This is a genomic window from Microcoleus sp. BROC3, assembly GCF_036702515.1.
In the GTDB taxonomy this organism is placed as follows: Bacteria; Cyanobacteriota; Cyanobacteriia; order Cyanobacteriales; family Microcoleaceae; genus Microcoleus.
In genome coordinates, this window is sequence record NZ_JAUBTQ010000001.1 from 272,311 (window position 1) to 288,149 (window position 15,839).

General features: G+C 46.5%; 14 protein-coding genes. 8 read left to right on the plus strand and 6 right to left on the minus strand.

Annotated features, from left to right (window positions below; all coding sequences use genetic code 11):
* Nucleotides 1–84: 84 nt before the first annotated feature.
* Complete coding sequence (locus tag QUB30_RS01245) at nucleotides 85–1,326, minus strand: ferrochelatase (protein ID WP_333327875.1); 1,242 nt, start codon at nucleotides 1,324–1,326, stop codon at nucleotides 85–87.
* Nucleotides 1,327–2,041: 715 nt separating this feature from the next.
* Between QUB30_RS01245 and QUB30_RS01250 the strand changes: the two genes are divergently transcribed.
* The 4 genes from QUB30_RS01250 (at nucleotide 2,042) to QUB30_RS01265 (ending at nucleotide 5,683) form a co-directional block, all read left to right on the plus strand.
* Complete coding sequence (locus tag QUB30_RS01250; protein ID WP_333327878.1) at nucleotides 2,042–2,626, plus strand: hypothetical protein; 585 nt, start codon at nucleotides 2,042–2,044, stop codon at nucleotides 2,624–2,626.
* The gene (locus QUB30_RS01255) at nucleotides 2,619–3,344 is read left to right on the plus strand and encodes a DUF3120 domain-containing protein (RefSeq protein ID WP_333327881.1); all 726 of its coding nucleotides are present in this window, start codon (nucleotides 2,619–2,621) and stop codon (nucleotides 3,342–3,344) included. Before QUB30_RS01250 ends, QUB30_RS01255 begins: the two co-directional genes overlap by 8 nt.
* A 194-nt stretch (nucleotides 3,345–3,538) precedes the next feature.
* Nucleotides 3,539–4,387 (plus strand): alpha/beta hydrolase, encoded by an 849-nt coding sequence (locus QUB30_RS01260; RefSeq protein ID WP_333185337.1) that lies wholly within the window; start codon nucleotides 3,539–3,541, stop codon nucleotides 4,385–4,387.
* 108 nt (nucleotides 4,388–4,495) lie between these two features.
* Nucleotides 4,496–5,683 carry a pentapeptide repeat-containing protein gene (locus tag QUB30_RS01265; protein WP_333327884.1) on the plus strand — a complete coding sequence of 396 codons (1,188 nt, stop codon included), beginning with the start codon at nucleotides 4,496–4,498 and terminating at the stop codon, nucleotides 5,681–5,683.
* 356 nt (nucleotides 5,684–6,039) lie between these two features.
* Here the strand turns inward: QUB30_RS01265 and QUB30_RS01270 are convergent, their stop codons facing one another.
* Both QUB30_RS01270 and ggt read right to left on the minus strand, forming a co-directional pair.
* A complete protein-coding gene (locus tag QUB30_RS01270; RefSeq protein ID WP_333327887.1) occupies nucleotides 6,040–6,909 on the minus strand; it encodes a choice-of-anchor L family PEP-CTERM protein in 870 nt (289 codons plus the stop codon).
* A gap of 445 nt (nucleotides 6,910–7,354) precedes the next feature.
* Nucleotides 7,355–9,082: a gamma-glutamyltransferase gene (ggt, locus tag QUB30_RS01275; RefSeq protein ID WP_333327890.1), complete on the minus strand. Its 1,728-nt coding sequence runs from the start codon at nucleotides 9,080–9,082 to the stop codon at nucleotides 7,355–7,357.
* A gap of 900 nt (nucleotides 9,083–9,982) precedes the next feature.
* Between ggt and QUB30_RS01280 the strand changes: the two genes are divergently transcribed.
* The 3 genes from QUB30_RS01280 to QUB30_RS01290 all read left to right on the plus strand — a co-directional run bounded on the left by QUB30_RS01280 (nucleotide 9,983) and on the right by QUB30_RS01290 (nucleotide 12,386).
* Nucleotides 9,983–11,023: a glycosyltransferase family 2 protein gene (locus QUB30_RS01280; protein ID WP_333327894.1), complete on the plus strand. Its 1,041-nt coding sequence runs from the start codon at nucleotides 9,983–9,985 to the stop codon at nucleotides 11,021–11,023.
* Nucleotides 11,024–11,065: 42 nt separating this feature from the next.
* Nucleotides 11,066–11,464: a hypothetical protein gene (locus QUB30_RS01285; protein ID WP_333327898.1), complete on the plus strand. Its 399-nt coding sequence runs from the start codon at nucleotides 11,066–11,068 to the stop codon at nucleotides 11,462–11,464.
* A gap of 154 nt (nucleotides 11,465–11,618) precedes the next feature.
* Nucleotides 11,619–12,386: a DUF1350 family protein gene (locus QUB30_RS01290; protein ID WP_333327901.1), complete on the plus strand. Its 768-nt coding sequence runs from the start codon at nucleotides 11,619–11,621 to the stop codon at nucleotides 12,384–12,386.
* A 56-nt stretch (nucleotides 12,387–12,442) separates the two neighbouring features.
* On the opposite strand, the gene QUB30_RS01295 is transcribed toward QUB30_RS01290, so the two are convergent.
* Nucleotides 12,443–12,922 (minus strand): anti-sigma regulatory factor, encoded by a 480-nt coding sequence (locus QUB30_RS01295; RefSeq protein WP_333327904.1) that lies wholly within the window; start codon nucleotides 12,920–12,922, stop codon nucleotides 12,443–12,445.
* Between the two features lie 432 nt (nucleotides 12,923–13,354).
* Between QUB30_RS01295 and QUB30_RS01300 the strand changes: the two genes are divergently transcribed.
* Nucleotides 13,355–14,491 carry a SpoIIE family protein phosphatase gene (locus QUB30_RS01300; protein ID WP_333327907.1) on the plus strand — a complete coding sequence of 379 codons (1,137 nt, stop codon included), beginning with the start codon at nucleotides 13,355–13,357 and terminating at the stop codon, nucleotides 14,489–14,491.
* A 56-nt stretch (nucleotides 14,492–14,547) separates the two neighbouring features.
* On the opposite strand, the gene QUB30_RS01305 is transcribed toward QUB30_RS01300, so the two are convergent.
* The gene (locus QUB30_RS01305; protein ID WP_041623653.1) at nucleotides 14,548–14,874 is read right to left on the minus strand and encodes an STAS domain-containing protein; all 327 of its coding nucleotides are present in this window, start codon (nucleotides 14,872–14,874) and stop codon (nucleotides 14,548–14,550) included.
* A gap of 237 nt (nucleotides 14,875–15,111) precedes the next feature.
* The gene (locus QUB30_RS01310) at nucleotides 15,112–15,816 is read right to left on the minus strand and encodes a helix-turn-helix domain-containing protein (protein ID WP_333327911.1); all 705 of its coding nucleotides are present in this window, start codon (nucleotides 15,814–15,816) and stop codon (nucleotides 15,112–15,114) included.
* Nucleotides 15,817–15,839: the final 23 nt, after the last annotated feature.

Consider the following 15,839-nt stretch of genomic DNA (forward strand, 5'->3'; position numbering starts at 1 on the left):
GACAAGCACAGAAAATTTGATCAAAAAGAAAATCGCCCTTTCTCTAAAACAAGCAAAGGACGATCGACTTTTTAACTCAACTAATTAATGACTGTGCCCGTGCCCGTGAGAATGGCCGTGCCCCCCATGAGAATGACCGTGTTCACCATGAGAATGTCCACCGTGAGAATGACCATGATCTCCATGAGAATGGCCGTGCCCTTCATGAGAATGACTGTGCTCGCGGTGCGCCGCAGCCAAACTCGGATTAACAGCAACCGCAGTCTCACTCAACAACGCTTCAATCTGCGGATTTGCCCACTCGGCCGCCATTTTCAGAAACTCTGGATGGTCGTTAACGCAAGGCAATTTGCGGTAAGTAACTCCTTGACGCTGTTTCTGCAAAGACTCAATAATGTGGTCTACATCTAACAATGTTTCGTGATTTTCTGTGGCAAATCCGATCGGCATAAACACGATCGCAGTTGCACCCAAATCAATCAAATTCTTCGCAGCCAACGTCGCATCTGGCTGCGTCCATTCAATCAGCGGCGTGTCGTGATTCAGCCAACCCACCGAAATCAAAGGATAGCGATACATCAAACGTTCACGCACGCGATCGTACAAAGCTTGACTTTCCACAATACCGGAAGTAAAGCCCTTCGCCTTGTGCGGACAACCGTGATTCATCAGCACAATCCCAATCTGAGAAGGCAAATGCGCTACAGCTAAATCGTTCTTAATTTCCTCTTCAACCAAATCCGCCATTAGCTGGATGTAAGCAGGTTCATCGTAAAAAGAAGGAATGTAGCGCTGTCCTTTTACCCAATGTTCCTTACCATCAAAGGTTTGTGCTAAAGCTTTATTCACCTGTTCGACTGCAATGCCACTGGTGAAAACAGAATCAACAACCAGCAGCGGATAAATCAGAATTTTGTCAAATCCTTCTGCTTGAATTTGAGGGATTACTTGTTCCGGCAAAAACGGCGCGCAAAAGTTAAAAGCTTTGAACACTTTTACTTTATCGCCCCATTTCTCCTGTAAATTCTTTTCAATCCCAGCGCGCTGCTGTTCAAAAATTGCATTGTGCGGCGAAACGAATTGGCCGTGTTGGTGACTCCACTCGTGCAAGTCAAAGATTGCTAAAATCTTCGCCAGCGGCGGATAAATCCAAAGCGGTACTGGCGCAAACTTTGCCGTAAGCAAATTTAAAGCTTGTTCGTTGTAGTTGGCAAAATCGTCGTAGCTTTCGACTTCGCCGTAACCCATCAGCAATACAGCAACCCGATCGTTACTTGCGGGTGCTGCAGATGTTTTGAAATCGATTTTTTCTGGAGAAGCAACCACTTTGTATTCCTCAATTTTATTTATTCTAAGAGATCCAGGCAGGATGAAGGGTGAATGGGAGATTTTTCATTTTTTGCGATCGCACGACTGACGTGCGCGGGGCTGATTCCCGGTTTCTGCGCCCATACTTCCTGGTCAAACCTCTTATTTATTTATCCTAGAAACCGGATTGATGGGCATCAGTCCTAAGTAGGTTTTTTGACCAAGAATTTCTTGATGGTACCCGCCACGTGATTTATCCGTGGAATCAATCCCAAATCGAAAATCCTCAAGCCTCCGCATTTATCCGTGGGGTCAATCTAAAATCTAAAATCTAAAATCTAAAATCGATTGACCCTGACCCGAAATTCGTAGGGCAGCTAAGCTGGCAGGCCTCTAATTTTCACAATCCTGTTTCTTTAAGCTTTTGTGGGGTCGGCTTCGACGCCGCCGGAAAAGTTAAATCTAAATACAGAACTGCTTAAAACTAGAATCAGCCTTTGCTAAGCTTGACAGGAGATGGGGCAGGGGGGGATAAGTTTCATGTTTTCTTAAGACTCCCTCACCTTGCCTCAGATTAATGCGGTTTAGAGCGTTCCCAGCATTTAACTTGGGGGGATACTCTTCAAACTAGACTCTATTATAAGTTTAACACCCTATCCCCTGGGGTAGTATATGATATAGTAGGTATATGATAAAGTTATGTTGCGAACTATATTAACTTTCTTGACGAACTATGAGACTGGTAATTTGCCCCGGAGTCCACGAACCAAAGCTAACCGACTGTTTCCTGGCGGGACTTTCGGGGCTTTGGGAACTGGCAGCCGATCGCCAAAACCAGCAAATAGTCGATCGTGTCAAGATTTTTCCCGCTCATAAATATCCGCCTTTTTCAGCTCTTGACATATTGCACTTTTTGTGCAGGGAAGAGTTAGCAGGAGAAAGTCTAGTATTTGTCAGCTTTTCGGCAGGAGTAGCCGGGGCGATCGGGGCGGCTTGGATGTGGCAGCAACTCGGCGGCAAAGTCGGGGCTTTTTTTGCCTTAGACGGTTGGGGAGTACCCCTGGGGGGCAATTTTCCCATCCACCGAATCAGCCACGATCGCTTTACGCACTGGAGTTCGGCAATTCTCGGTGGCGGTGGAGAAAGCTTTTATGCAGATCCGGCGATCGAACATTTGGATTTATGGCGAGATCCCCAAACGGCAAAAGGCTGGCACGTCAGCCAAACCGCCGCCGGCATTGAGACTGTCGCACCCACAACCGCAGCAAAATTTTTAGTCCACCTATTGAAACAATACGGAGTCCAATCAGTTGTTTAATCTTAATTTAGTATCATCCGCGATCGCACCTATTGCCACCATCGCCCGCCTCGACAATTCAGTCACTTCAGGCACAACAAACAGCATCAAACAGTGGTTGATATTTAGTGCCTCTGCATTTTTAGTCTCAATTCCAGTCTTCGTGCAAGCACCGTTAGTTCGCTTATATCCCACCATCAGTTTGCTGTCAACTATCCCCTGGTTCGTTCTCAGTTTAATTCTAATTTTCCGCCCCAAAACCCAACTTTGGGGAGATTTATTATTAGGATTTGCCGGATGTTGGCTGGCAGGTTCTATCTATTGGGGCTGGTTTAGATGGGAACCAATTTTACATCTACCTATAGAATCAATTGGCTTGCCTTTTGCTATTTGGTGCTTGGGCAAATCTTGGGGAAAAGTGGGCGGCTATTTTTATTTAGGTTCGCTCTTGGGCACTGCCATTACTGATTTATATTTTTATTTAACTGGGTTGATGCCCTACTGGCGGCAAGTGATGCACGCGGAACCGGAATTAGCAATGCCGATTTTTCAAAGTGCGATCGGTCAAATCGAAACACCTTGGGGCATAGGCTGTGCTCTAGTTTTAATCGCTGTGTTGTTAACAGTCGGTTTGCTGAGTTTGCGCGATCGACAACTGCACTGGCGCGCTTTCAGCGGAGCAGTTTTGAGCGCGCTTTTAGTAGACGGCTTATTTTGGCTGGCTGCTTCTGCGGCTTAAGATTTATGATTGGTTCCTATGTTGGTAATTTTTGACCGCAGATGTGGGCGGATTGACGCAGATTAACGCTGATTTTTTGATAGATGTAGTCTTGAGATTCCTGACTTCTTTAAGAAGTCGGGAATTTTGGTATTTAGTGAACAATTATGAGTTAAAATCTAAAATCTAAAATCTAAGAATCCAAAATCAATATCATGTCTTTCATTTCAATTCGCGGTGTAGAACATTATTACGAGTGGATAACGGCAGATAACAGTACCCAACCCAGCGGCAAACGAGTGATGGTATTTCTGCACGGCTGGGCGGGATCAGCGCGCTACTGGGAAAGCACGGCACGGGCTATTGCTGATGATTTTGATTGTTTGCTCTACGATATGAGAGGTTTTGGTCGATCGCCCTTGCCGAAAGAGCCTCCTGAGTCCAGCTACGAACTCGAAACCTACGCCCGGGACTTAGCTGAATTATTAGAAGCTTTGAATTTAAGCCGCGTCTTTCTCAATGCTCACTCCACAGGAGCATCAATTGCTACTTTATTTCTCAATCTTTACCCCGAAAAAGTAGAAAAAGCAATTCTCACTTGCAGCGGGATTTTTGAATACGACGAGAAATCTTTTACAACTTTTCACAAATTCGGTGGCTATGTGGTAAAATTTAGACCCTCTTGGCTGGCATCCATCCCGTTTGCCGATCGGCTATTTATGGCCCGGTTTTTGCGCCGTTCCCTGCCCACAGAGGTCAGTCTGGCGTTTCTCAAGGATTTTTTAATGGCAGACGAGCAAGCTGCTATAGGTACAATGGTGACGGCCGTCAGCAAAAGAGCAGCCGAGGAAATGCCCCAAGAATTTGCGCGGCTGAGTGTTCCCACACTGCTTGTGGCCGGAGAATTCGACCAAATTATCCCCGCCGTCATGGGAGAGCAAGCAGCCTCCCTCAGCAAAAAAGTAGAATTTGTTATAATTCCGAATACGGCTCACTTTCCGATGCTGGAGGATGCCGCAACATACTTGCAGCGAATTCGAGAATTTTTGCCAGCAGCGGCTTAGCTGAGTTATTGTTCATCTAATGTACGATCGGACAAGCAAGCTTTGAGAACGGCTTTTGCTCCGATCTTAATTTTTAATTCCTAATTTCTTAAAGCGAAAGGTGGTACAATGAACGACCTCGACCAATACTATAAAGTGCTGGGACTGTTGCCCGGAGCTTCCAGAGAAGAAATTAGCCAAGCCTACAAGGATTTAGCGTTCATTTGGCACCCCGATCGCATCCCCAAAGATAATCCCAGACTACTACAGAAAGCTGAAGAAAAGATTAAGGAAATTAATCAAGCTCGCGAACAATTGCGATCGATTCAACCAAGAGGTCAGAATCAGAACGTTCAGCAAAAACATACTCAGCACAAACACACCCAGTACCAAAACACCCAGCACAAACACACCCAGCACCAAAACACCCAGCAACAAAACGCTCAGTACAGAAACACTCAGCAACAAACTACCCAGCAACAAAACGCTCAGTACAGAAACACTCAGCAACAAAATACCCAGCAACAAACTACTCAGTACAGAAACACTCAGCAACAAAATACCCAGCAACAAACTACCCAGCAACAAACTACCCAGCAACAAACTACCCAGCAACCCAATACTCAGTACCAAAACACTCAGTACCAAAACAATCAGCAACCCAATACTCAGTACCAAAACAATCAGCAACCCAATACTCAGCAACCCAATACTCAGTACCAAAACACTCAGTACAGAAATACTCAGTATCCAAACACCCAGTACCAAAACACCCAGCCACCACCGGCAAACCCTAAAGAACCCCGCTACTCTTCTGAACCCACTTCAGGAAAATATCCTGGAAATTATCCGGGAAACTATGGGGGAAACCCTGCAGGACCCTATTCGGAGGCGTCCCGCTACCAATCGCAGCCGCCGCCATCTCAGTCTTACCGCCAAGCTGGGCCACAAGCTCCCGATTTAAGCGGTTCCAACTTCAAAGGAGCTTCCTTAAAAGAAAAGGATTTTTCAGGAAGAAACTTGAGCAATGCAAACCTGAGTGAAGCCGACTTAAGTGATGCTTTTCTACACAACGTCAATCTCACAGGCGCGAATTTGCACCAAGCAAACTTGTTCAGGGCCAATTTGTTAGGAGCTTGTTTGATCAATGCCAACTTGAGAGAAAGCAACTTAATCGGAGCCGATTTGAGCGGTGCTGACTTGAGCGGTGCTGATTTAACAGGAGCGAAAATCGGTTACGGCGATCGAGTTATGGTCAAACTTACCCGGACTACATTAACAGGTACAATCTTACCCGACGGTACTGTTCATAGCTAAATTATTTAGTTTTTAGTGAGTGGTTGTAGACGCGGGTTTTACCTGCAATATTTGCTGCAATTCCAAATACAAAAAAATCCGCCTTTCGCGAATTTTGGATCTAAACTTATATTCTGTCCGCTATAACAACCGCCATAAAATTGGTTCGTAGTGAGGACGTTCGTCGTCAAAATTTTATGAGGACTTGCATTCCTCGCTGCGCACCCATATAGGTTAAATTACTTGAGATTATATTACACGATCGCAATCAGCGCACAAACCGAGTTTTTTTAACGGGTTCAAAGACTGGAACGAAGTATTTTGGTTGATCGAACCCCGTCTCTGCCTCCAAGACTGTTAATCTATTTTTAGATTAATTATTTCCGACGACCGCGCAACTTTCGTCCAGCAGCCAGCATAGCCCCTCCCGCCATCAAACCCCCCACAGTCATCGGTTCTGGAACCGCCTCAGCTTTTTCTGTCCCCACAGAACCACCTTTAATAAATACAGCAGAATCTAGATTGCCGTCGCCCACATCTTTAATGCGGATGCTGAGAACATTCGTCTGATTTTGCTTGAGCAAACCCTCAAAACCTAAAACTTTAGTAAAACCGTCCAGCTTAATAATGTTAGCAGCAATACCTGTAAAACTTGGGTTGTCAATATAGTCCGGGTGATCTTTAGAGCGATTATTTGGATCTGGAACCAGATTATTAATCGTAACTGTTTTCCCGTCGCTCAACTTTGCCAAATTAGTGTCATTTAGCAGCAGTTCAAAATTGTCATTAAATTCAGAACCGCCGAACTCAGGAAACTCCTCAGAAGCAAATACATATTCAAAAAACAACTTTTCAACCGTGCTATTAGCAAAGAAGCTGAGGTTGAGCTGAGTCAAATCCCCCTCTTTACCCCTAGGCCCAAAGTCCGTGTTTAAATCGCTGCCGTTGGTCATTAGATTATCTTTCCCATTCTGACCCGGTATATCAGTGACTTTACCAGTGCTGAGAACAACACCTGATGTCAAACCGAAGGGGTCATCAGTGAAAGTACCAAAAGCAGCCTCATTCCCTGTAATTGAAACAGAGAAATTACTCAATCCTGCTGTATTAGTTCCTAACAACTTATTTTTCAAAGTCTCAATGTTATTAGTTGCTCCTACCGAAAATGCCATGGCTGGCGCTGCCAACCAGCTCAGGACACCAGTCAATGTAGTAGTTAATGCAGCAATTTTGTGAGAATTTATCATAAATTTTTTGTTAAAACTACAAAGCTGATTCAATGCACAACTTCATTTTCTCACTATATAACTATCAATGTCTAGTGCCTTTACAAGGAATTTATATCTAAGTATATTTACGGTTTTTGGAGTTATTTTTTTTTGTAGTTATTGGCAGTTAGTCAGTCAATAAACCTCACCACAAAAACAGGGATGCCAAAATATACCTACACAGACTAATAATTTAATGACTTACGCACTGGATACTAAAAGAAAGCGGGTTTTTATATCGTTGGCGATCGCGCACTCGCGTGGGATTTTGGTGAAAAACCCGCTGTCTGCGTAAGTGCGCAATTTATATCAAGTCAGCTCGATCGAGCATTCCGGTAGAGGGCGGGGCGGGTTTACTCAAGTGCTGGTGAGGAAGTCAAGGTGATGACAACCCGCCCCTAGAACAATTACAGTTCACAGATGACTAAAACCCTCTTGCTTCTCCTTCGCCGCGCCGATCCGCAGCCCCTTGCAACCAACCGTCAGCAGTCAGGACGATCGCATTGGCATTGCCCCAGCCGTCATCTTCCACAATCAGGTGTCCCCGCCGACGCAACTCCGAAAGCGTCGCAGCCTCAAAACCTCCCCGTTCCACCCTCAGGCGATCGGGCTGCCATTGGTGGTGAATTCTAGGTGCAGATACAGCCTCGCCGACATTCATGTCGTAAACCAACACATTCAGCACTATTTGCAGCACCGTGGTAATAATCGTGCTGCCTCCGGGAGCCCCAGCAGCCAGACGGAATTTGCCATTTTCTGTCACGATGATCGGCGTCATGCTGGATAAAGGAGTTTTCCCCGGGGCGATCGAATTTGCCTCCCCGCCCACCAAACCAAACAAATTCGGCACTCCACGCGCTGCGGCAAAATCGTCCATCTCGTTGTTGAGCAAAATTCCCGTGCCCGCCGCCACAGCCCCAGCCCCAAAACCGCCATTCACCGTAAACGTCAAACTCACAACATTGCGCTCTCGATCGACTACCGTCAGGTGCGTAGTTTCAGGAGACTCCCACACGAAGCGGCTCAAAGTTTCAGCGTCAACAGCTTTTACCTCGCTGAAGGGTCTGGCTTTTGACATTTGGATTTGCGATCGTCTCAATTTGGCATAATTGCTGCTAGTCAGAGCTTCGATCGGTACATTCACAAAATCCGGGTCGCCCAAATACTCGGCCCTGTCAGCATAAGCAATCCTCATGCTCTCCGCCAGCAAGTGCAAAGTATCTGGACTTTGCCTTCCCAAACTCTTGAGATCCGTATCTCCCAGAATATTTAAGATTTGCAACAAATGAACGCCGCCGGAAGAAGGAGGCGACATCGCGCAAATTTGGTAAGTGCGAAAGTTGCCGCAAACCGGATTCCGCCAAATCGGCGTATAGTTTTTCAAATCTTCCAGAGTGATAATGCCGCCGTTTTTAGCCATGTCGGCGGCGATCGCCCGCGCAATGTCCCCGGTATAAAAACTTTGCGGATTTTCTGCAATCTGCCGCAATGTCCGCGCCAAATCCCGCTGCACCAAAAGCTCCCCCGGCTGGTATAAAATGCCACCCCGAGTAAAAACTTCCCGCGCCGCCCGGTTTTTTTCGATCGCATTCTGTCGTTCCTGGGTAGCCGCGGTAAACCGCGAACTTACCGGAAAGCCTTTTTCAGCCAGGGCGATCGCCGGCGCCACCACAGCCGCCCAAGGTAACTTACCGTACTCGCGGTGCACCGTATAAAGTCCAGCCACAGTACCCGGAATACCCGCCGCCAAATGCCCGTCCAGACTTGCCCTTGGAAGCACCTTGCCTGACTTGTCGAGGTACATATCCCGCGCGGCCCTTTTCGGAGCTCGTTCTCGGAAATCCAGCGCTTGCACAGTCCCCGTTTCAGCCCGCCGCAGCAGCAAAAAACCGCCGCCGCCGATACCCGCCGAAAAAGGCTCCACTACCGAAATAGCCAAAGCCGTAGCAGCCGCCCCATCCACTGCATTGCCTCCCTGTTGCAGCAGGGTAAGACCCGCAGCGCTCGCCAGAGGATGAGCCGAAACAGCCATCCCCTGTTTGCTGCGCTGCAGCAGCAAGGTTGGCTGTAGCTGCTGTTGGCAGCCGCCCAAAACCAAGACAGTTAGGCAACAAGTATAAATTTGCACTTTGCTCAAGAACTTTGGCAACATTTTTTACGGGTGATGCGAGGATTTTTTACAGTATAATTTTACGCTCGTCTTCCCTAAGACCTAGCGGTACTGAGTTCAACCGCAGATAAATTACCTGTTATGGTAGACTGGGTAACTATTTGACCCTGGGAGGCTCTGGCAGCCCAAAAAACAGAGAAATGAGGGACAGCTTATGGCAACTTAATCATTCAATAAGTTTGAAAAAGCATCTTTATTTAGAAACCACTCATCTCAACAAAGCTGATGAACGCAGAATAGTTCAGTTGATAAAACCTCAAAAAAACTAATTATAAATTTTAGATTATTGCTTTTATTCTGAAACAAATAGCCGACATAACAGAGAATTATTTGGGGTAGTTATGCGACGAGCAAGTCAATCAATTAAATAGAAATTACGCACTTGAGAGCGAGTTTGGTTAAATAATTATAATTAGATTTGTAGTGAGTGATGAAAGTCTTCTCTAGTCCGCCCAAGGCACATGGAAAACAATTTTATTCTCAGCGGTTAACCGGACTAGATATGAGTCATAAAGTCGGTTTATTACTAGATATCTAGTTGTCAAACCAACAATTTTGGGGGAGGCCTGGTTTCTCTGGGTAAGTCCGATTAAAGCAAAAATATCCGATCGACTTTAGGAAAACTTCAATCCCCCGACAAAACCGTCAATGCCTCGCAGCCGACGCCTGTGTGCCAGAAAAATTGTCGCCCAATAGTCTGCACTCCCTCTCCTAACGCGTGTCCCCCCTTATGGTAGATAACACTGAGGTAGGTAAGCCTGTTATATTGGCAGTATGTAGGCAAGTTTCTGGAATACTGGTACTTACGCGTAAAAGAGTCAGAGTGTCTGCTTCTAGACTCTACTTCGGCGAACAACTACCAAACCACACCTAATGCAAGTTATGAACAGCGAACAAGTCAGTGTAATCATTCCTGCATTCAATGCTGCCGACACTCTAGCCGAGACAGTTGCCTCCGTACTCAGTGGTACCCACAAGAATCTAGAAATTTTAATTGTTGATGACTGCTCTACTGACGCTACTAACAAAGTTGCCGCTCAACTGGCGGAACAAGATTCGAGAATTCAATACTTCCGGAATCCCCAAAATTACGGGGTTTCTAAGGCGAGAAACTTAATGATATATCGGGCAACGGGCGACTATGTAGCGTTTATCGACAGCGACGATACCTGGGAGCCCAACAAGCTAGAAGTTTGTTTGAAGATGCTCGCAGACAATCCCGAAGTCAAAGCTGTGGCTCACGCTTTGCGGTATTTAGACAAGCGCGGCAACAAGTTGAGTTACATTCCCACCTATCCTACAACTAAAGCAGAAATGCAGGCGATTAAGGAGACAGGCGAAAGCCCTTGGGTTTTCCCGTCTTCTGTTGTAGTCGATCGCTCCATTCTTCTCAAAGAAGGTGGGTTTGCAGAAGATTGGGAGGTAGGAGAAGATACAGAGTTATTTACTAAACTTGCTCAAAAGTACGGCTTGCTAGCTACGACAGAACCTTTGGGAAATTATCGAATTAGAGGAAAGTCTCTCACGGATAAGCACTGGCTGAAAAAGCGCATAGCTTCTGATTGTGTCAAGGAAAACCAACTGCGGCGCTTGCAGGGAGAAAAAGAGTTATCACTCCACGAGTACGAACAGGTACGCTTTAAGAATTTGCCACTTTTGAAAAAGATTAACAAATTCCGAGAAGTTTTGGCACTGCACTACATGAGAAAGCTGGGGCAAAGTTTTTTAAATCGGGAGGTTTTGCCGACTATTGTTTACGGCCTCGCTACCACAGTGCTCAATCCTCAAGCTACTCTGAACAAGTGGAAATGGATGAAGGCTCACGAGAAGTTGAGTCATCAAACGGCAGAAGGCATCAGTAATTCGGCAGAATTAAACCCCCCGCGAGCTTCTGAATTCGAGGGGTTATCCTCAAAAAGCTGAGATTTTTATGTAGGTTTTAGTCAAGAAATTAAGCAGCATCTCATGTTTGTAAAAACACTTCTTCTGGCTCCTGCCTTCTTCCTCTTTCCTTCTGCCTCCTGCCTCAAAACTCCAATTTCTAGCAAGGCGGCAAAAGTGAGATGCTCCCAGAAATTAGGTGATGCCAATCAAGCCGCATCGAAGCCGATCGCGCAGGGGCTAGTTAATAGGCCCTGTTCGGGTTTTGAGTGGTATTTGTCTGTTAATATTCTGTCGGGTCAATTACCCGCAATAACAACCACAGCGGCTTGCCGCCGTGCGATGGGAGACGATATAAAAATTTTTGAAAGTCGCGATCGGATGTCAGCTTTAATTTATTCGGCCGCCAGCTTCAACCCTATACAGGGCAGAAATAGCAGCGTTCGCCCCCCGTGCTATTTGCCGCCAAAACAGTTACACTAAATATCATATATAAGTAAAGAGCAAAGTTTTTTGAAGGAAAAAATGGGTAGCCAAGCCCTTTTTGAGGCAGAAAGTAAAAGCAAAAAATTACAAAAAGTTCTGCCTTATACCTTCAGAGGACGATCGCCTTTTTATTTGGAATTAGATTGAATTTATGGACTGGCAAGAAATTTCTGGTAACTGGGTATTAATTCCTTCAAGACCGATCGCGATCGTACATTTTCTCGGCGGTGCATTTGTGGCGACAGCACCGCAACTCACCTATCGCTGGCTGTTAGAAGCTTTGGGGAACCAAGGATATGTTGTAGTAGCAACGCCGTTTGTCAATACTTTAGATCATATTGCGATCGCCCGCGATGTTCTCAACAAATTTGAAAATGCCCTCGATCGCCTGCGCGGCACTAAATTTCTCAAATCTTCCTATCTCCCCATCTACGGCATGGGACACAGCATGGGATGCAAACTGCACTTGCTGATCGGTTCTGTATTTGACGTAGAAAGGGCAGGCAATATTCTGATTTCGTTCAACAATTATGCGGCATCAGAAGCAATCCCGATCGTCGAGCAAATTTCCCCCGTCTTTAACGTTGAGTTTACCCCTTCCCCGCAAGAGACTAATCGCCTCGTCCAAGATAGCTATCAAATTCGGCGCAATCTTTTAGTTAAATTTAACGGCGACAACATCGACCAAACCCTGCTGTTGACCAAACTGCTAAAAGCACGATTTCCTGACATGATTACAGTTCAGACTCTAGCCGGCAACCATCAAACGCCATTGGGGCAAGATGTTAGCTGGCCTGTAGGTCAAATTTTTACGCCATTCGATGCGATCGGGCAATGGGTCAAACAAGAAGTGTATCGGGAATTAAATGAATTAAAACGGACTATTCTGCTGTGGCTGAATCCTCTGTCCCGCGTTTAAAAGCCGATCGATCTCATTAACCGGAAAGTTCCTCCGGCTGTTGCAAAATATCAGCTTCATCCTTCGGCATTGAGACAGGGCGAATAATTTTTGACGATCGACAAACAGTTCCGTCCATCAGCCGTTCTCTCGTAACTAATACTGTCTGCGATGTCTTTGATCAATTTTAGGCCCCGCCCGCCCGGAGAGTGAATATCGACTTTTTCCGAAATATCTTTGATTTTTTTCTCTAAATCAAACGGATCGCCCGAGTCCCAAATTTTAATCTCTAAAGATTCAGCGAACACAGCCACCTGAATGTCAACAGGCAAATCCGCTGGTTTGCCCTTGTGGGCGTGACGCACCGCATTCGTAAAGCCCTCAGCCAAAGCCAACTGACACCTTATCCACACACTTGTAGGAATTCGCGAGTCGTACAATTGTGCAAACCACGACAAAACCCAGCTTAATCCATTCAGACCTGTATTGACTTGAAGATCCGCTTTTTTTAGCATCGGCAACTTTTCGGAACCCTTTAATTCAATCACGCTCACCACACAAGTTCTTCATCGGCCGGCGGGCAAAATACAACGAGACAAAATACAACCAGATAAAATACAACGAGACAAAGTATAACGGCGGCAAAATTGAATGGTAGTTTGAGGATACTAGCTCTGGTGGGCCGTGGATCAATGTCTAATCGAATAATCGGTGAGTCACTTTACCATAAATAGCACTTCCATGTCAACCAGCGCCCGTGGCAAATAAAAGTCTATAAAATTTTATATTCTGAGTATAAACTGAGTGAAGTTCGATCGCGCCAAATTTCTATCAAATTTTAACGTAAATTGAACTCAACGACCCGCCGTCAAAAGCAATTACCTCGAAAGCGATGTCAATCAACTATACTCAATCTCAGACAAGGGCGCTGACAGGATATATTTTAAATGACCCCCAGACCTTGAAAAACTTGTAGTACCTAAGTGCCCATGTTTCAAATTCTGGTTATTGACGATGATACGGCTGTTCAAGAACTGCTGAGAAGAACCCTGAAAAAACAGGGTTACGAAGTAACAGTAGCAAGTAATGGCGAAGACGGTGTAGCCCAGGCGCAAAAATTGCGTCCGGCCCTGATAATTTGCGATTGGATCATGCCGCGCTTGACGGGCATAGATGTATGTCGTCGAGTTAAGGCAGATCCGGATCTGTCAACTACACAATTCTTTTTGTTGACTTCTTTGGGTTCGATCGCCGATCGAGTCAAAGGCCTCGACGCCGGTGCCGACGATTTTATCTCGAAGCCGATCGAACTCAACGAATTACAGGCGAGAGTACGCGCCGGATTGCGGCTGCACCAACTCAGCCGAGATTTGAAAATAGCCAAGCAAAGTCTGGAAGCAGAATTAGCCGAGGCGGCGGAGTACGTGCAATCGCTGCTGCCAGATCCGATGACGGAACCTGTCAGCATTGAAGCAAAGTTCATTCCCTCCCGACAGTTGGGGGGAGATTGCTTTGACTACAACTGGCTGGACGCCGATTATTTGGCGATTTACTTGCTCGACGTGGCGGGTCACGGTTTGCGGGCGGCATTGCCTTCAGTGGCAGTTTTGAATTTGCTGCGATCGCGCGCGCTCCCCAACATTGACTACTACAAACCCAGCGATGTTTTGCGCGCCCTCAACACCACCTTCCAGATGAGCTACCAAAATGACAAGTATTTCACCATCTGGTACGGCGTTTACAACCGCATTTCTCGCCAGCTCGTTTACGCCAGCGCCGGCCATCCCCCGGCCGTGTTGATTTCCCAGTCGCCTGCGAGTACCGCTAAAATCCAGCGATTAAAAACCCCCGGAATGCCTGTGGGGATGTTCCCCGACGCCCCCTATGTCGATAATTGCTGCGATGTCGAGGATTTAAGCACTCTCTACATCTTTAGCGACGGAGTATACGAGATCCACCAACCAGACGGCAATATCTGGGGGCTTGACCCTTTCGTAGATTTGTTAGCAGCTTACAACGGTGCAAGTGCCGACCAGTTAGAGCTGGTTTTGAACTACATTCAAAAGTTGAACGCTAAAGCAGTTTTTGATGATGATTGGTCTTTACTCAAGGTAAACTTTGGCTAGCTGACTTCTTGCATTGCATCTGCGACCAAACAGCAAGAAGGCAGCAGCCCAAAGATTTAGTTAGTTGAGAGAATTTTGCTATTAAAAGCATCGCGGGTCTGAAATATCTCGAAAACTCGATCCATGCTGGTGAGTTCAAATAAGATGCGGATTTGCTCGTTGATAGAACAGACAACTAATTGACTCCCAGCGGCCCGGACTGTTTTGAGCGCCAAGACTAAAGCGCCCAAACCAGAACTATCCATAAATGTCACATCAGTGAAGTCTATCAATACCACATCGGCTCCCGCTTCCACTAGGTCGCTAATCTCTTGGCGGAATTGACTTGCCTTGGTGCCGTCTAAAATGCCAGAGGGCTGAATAATTTTAACTACAGGACTCATATTTTGCGGTGGGAATGTCAGAATTTCTAGCCAGACTAGGCTAGTATAGCTGCGAGATGGACTCCGATCCAAATAACAGAGTGAAAGCGCCAGAGCCAGAGAGCGGGAAAATAGTTTTGAGTGCAAAAGATGGCGCTCGTCGCGGATCGCAACGCTGATGAGAGTCGCAGCGCTACGCCGGCAGTGAATTTTGAGAGGGGGACAATCTTTGTTCTGCTGAATACCTTCTGGTATTAATCAAACTCGGCTAACTTTGGCGCGGTAGAGGAGTTTGTCGCCTTGTCTGTAGCCTGTGTAGCGGACTTTGACGGGTTCTCCGGGCTGGGCTGTTCCTTCGATGAGCTGGTGCTGTTGCGGATTGTAGGGCAGTTCGGCTCCGACTGGGGCGATCGACTCCACTCCCCAATGCTGCAATAACTGCTCGACTGGCCGCAGCAACGGCAGCAGTTTTTGAGCCCGCAAGTGGTGATTTTCCTGAGCTTTGCTCGCAGCAGTCGGCCACTGCAACATCCAAGATTCTAAAATTTGCACGCTAGATAGCTGGAATTCCTGCATCAAAGATTCTCGCTGCTGTTCGATCGAAGCTTGCAGGCGCTGATATTCTTGTTCTACGGCTGTCGGTGGTGACTGTTCTAACTCTACATAGTCTGGTGCCAAGGTTGCGAGCAGTTCGGTTAAGGAAATTTGTAAAGCTTGACTGATTTTGAGCAGGATGTCGGCTCGGGTTTGCAGGGCTAAACCGCGACGCAGGCGACTTAGCTGGATCTCGGAAACTCCTGCTTTTTGGCTGAGTTCTCGATCGCTCGAAAGCCCCGCCTGTTCCATCAGGCGTTGCAGTTGAGGAGCATAATCTGGAATATTAGCTGCCACGAAAATTTCATCCAAATTAATAAATGGACATATTCTCGATCCTAAGCTCTCAGGAGCATTAACGAAATACATTTTTGGGGCGGGCCCAACAGCCC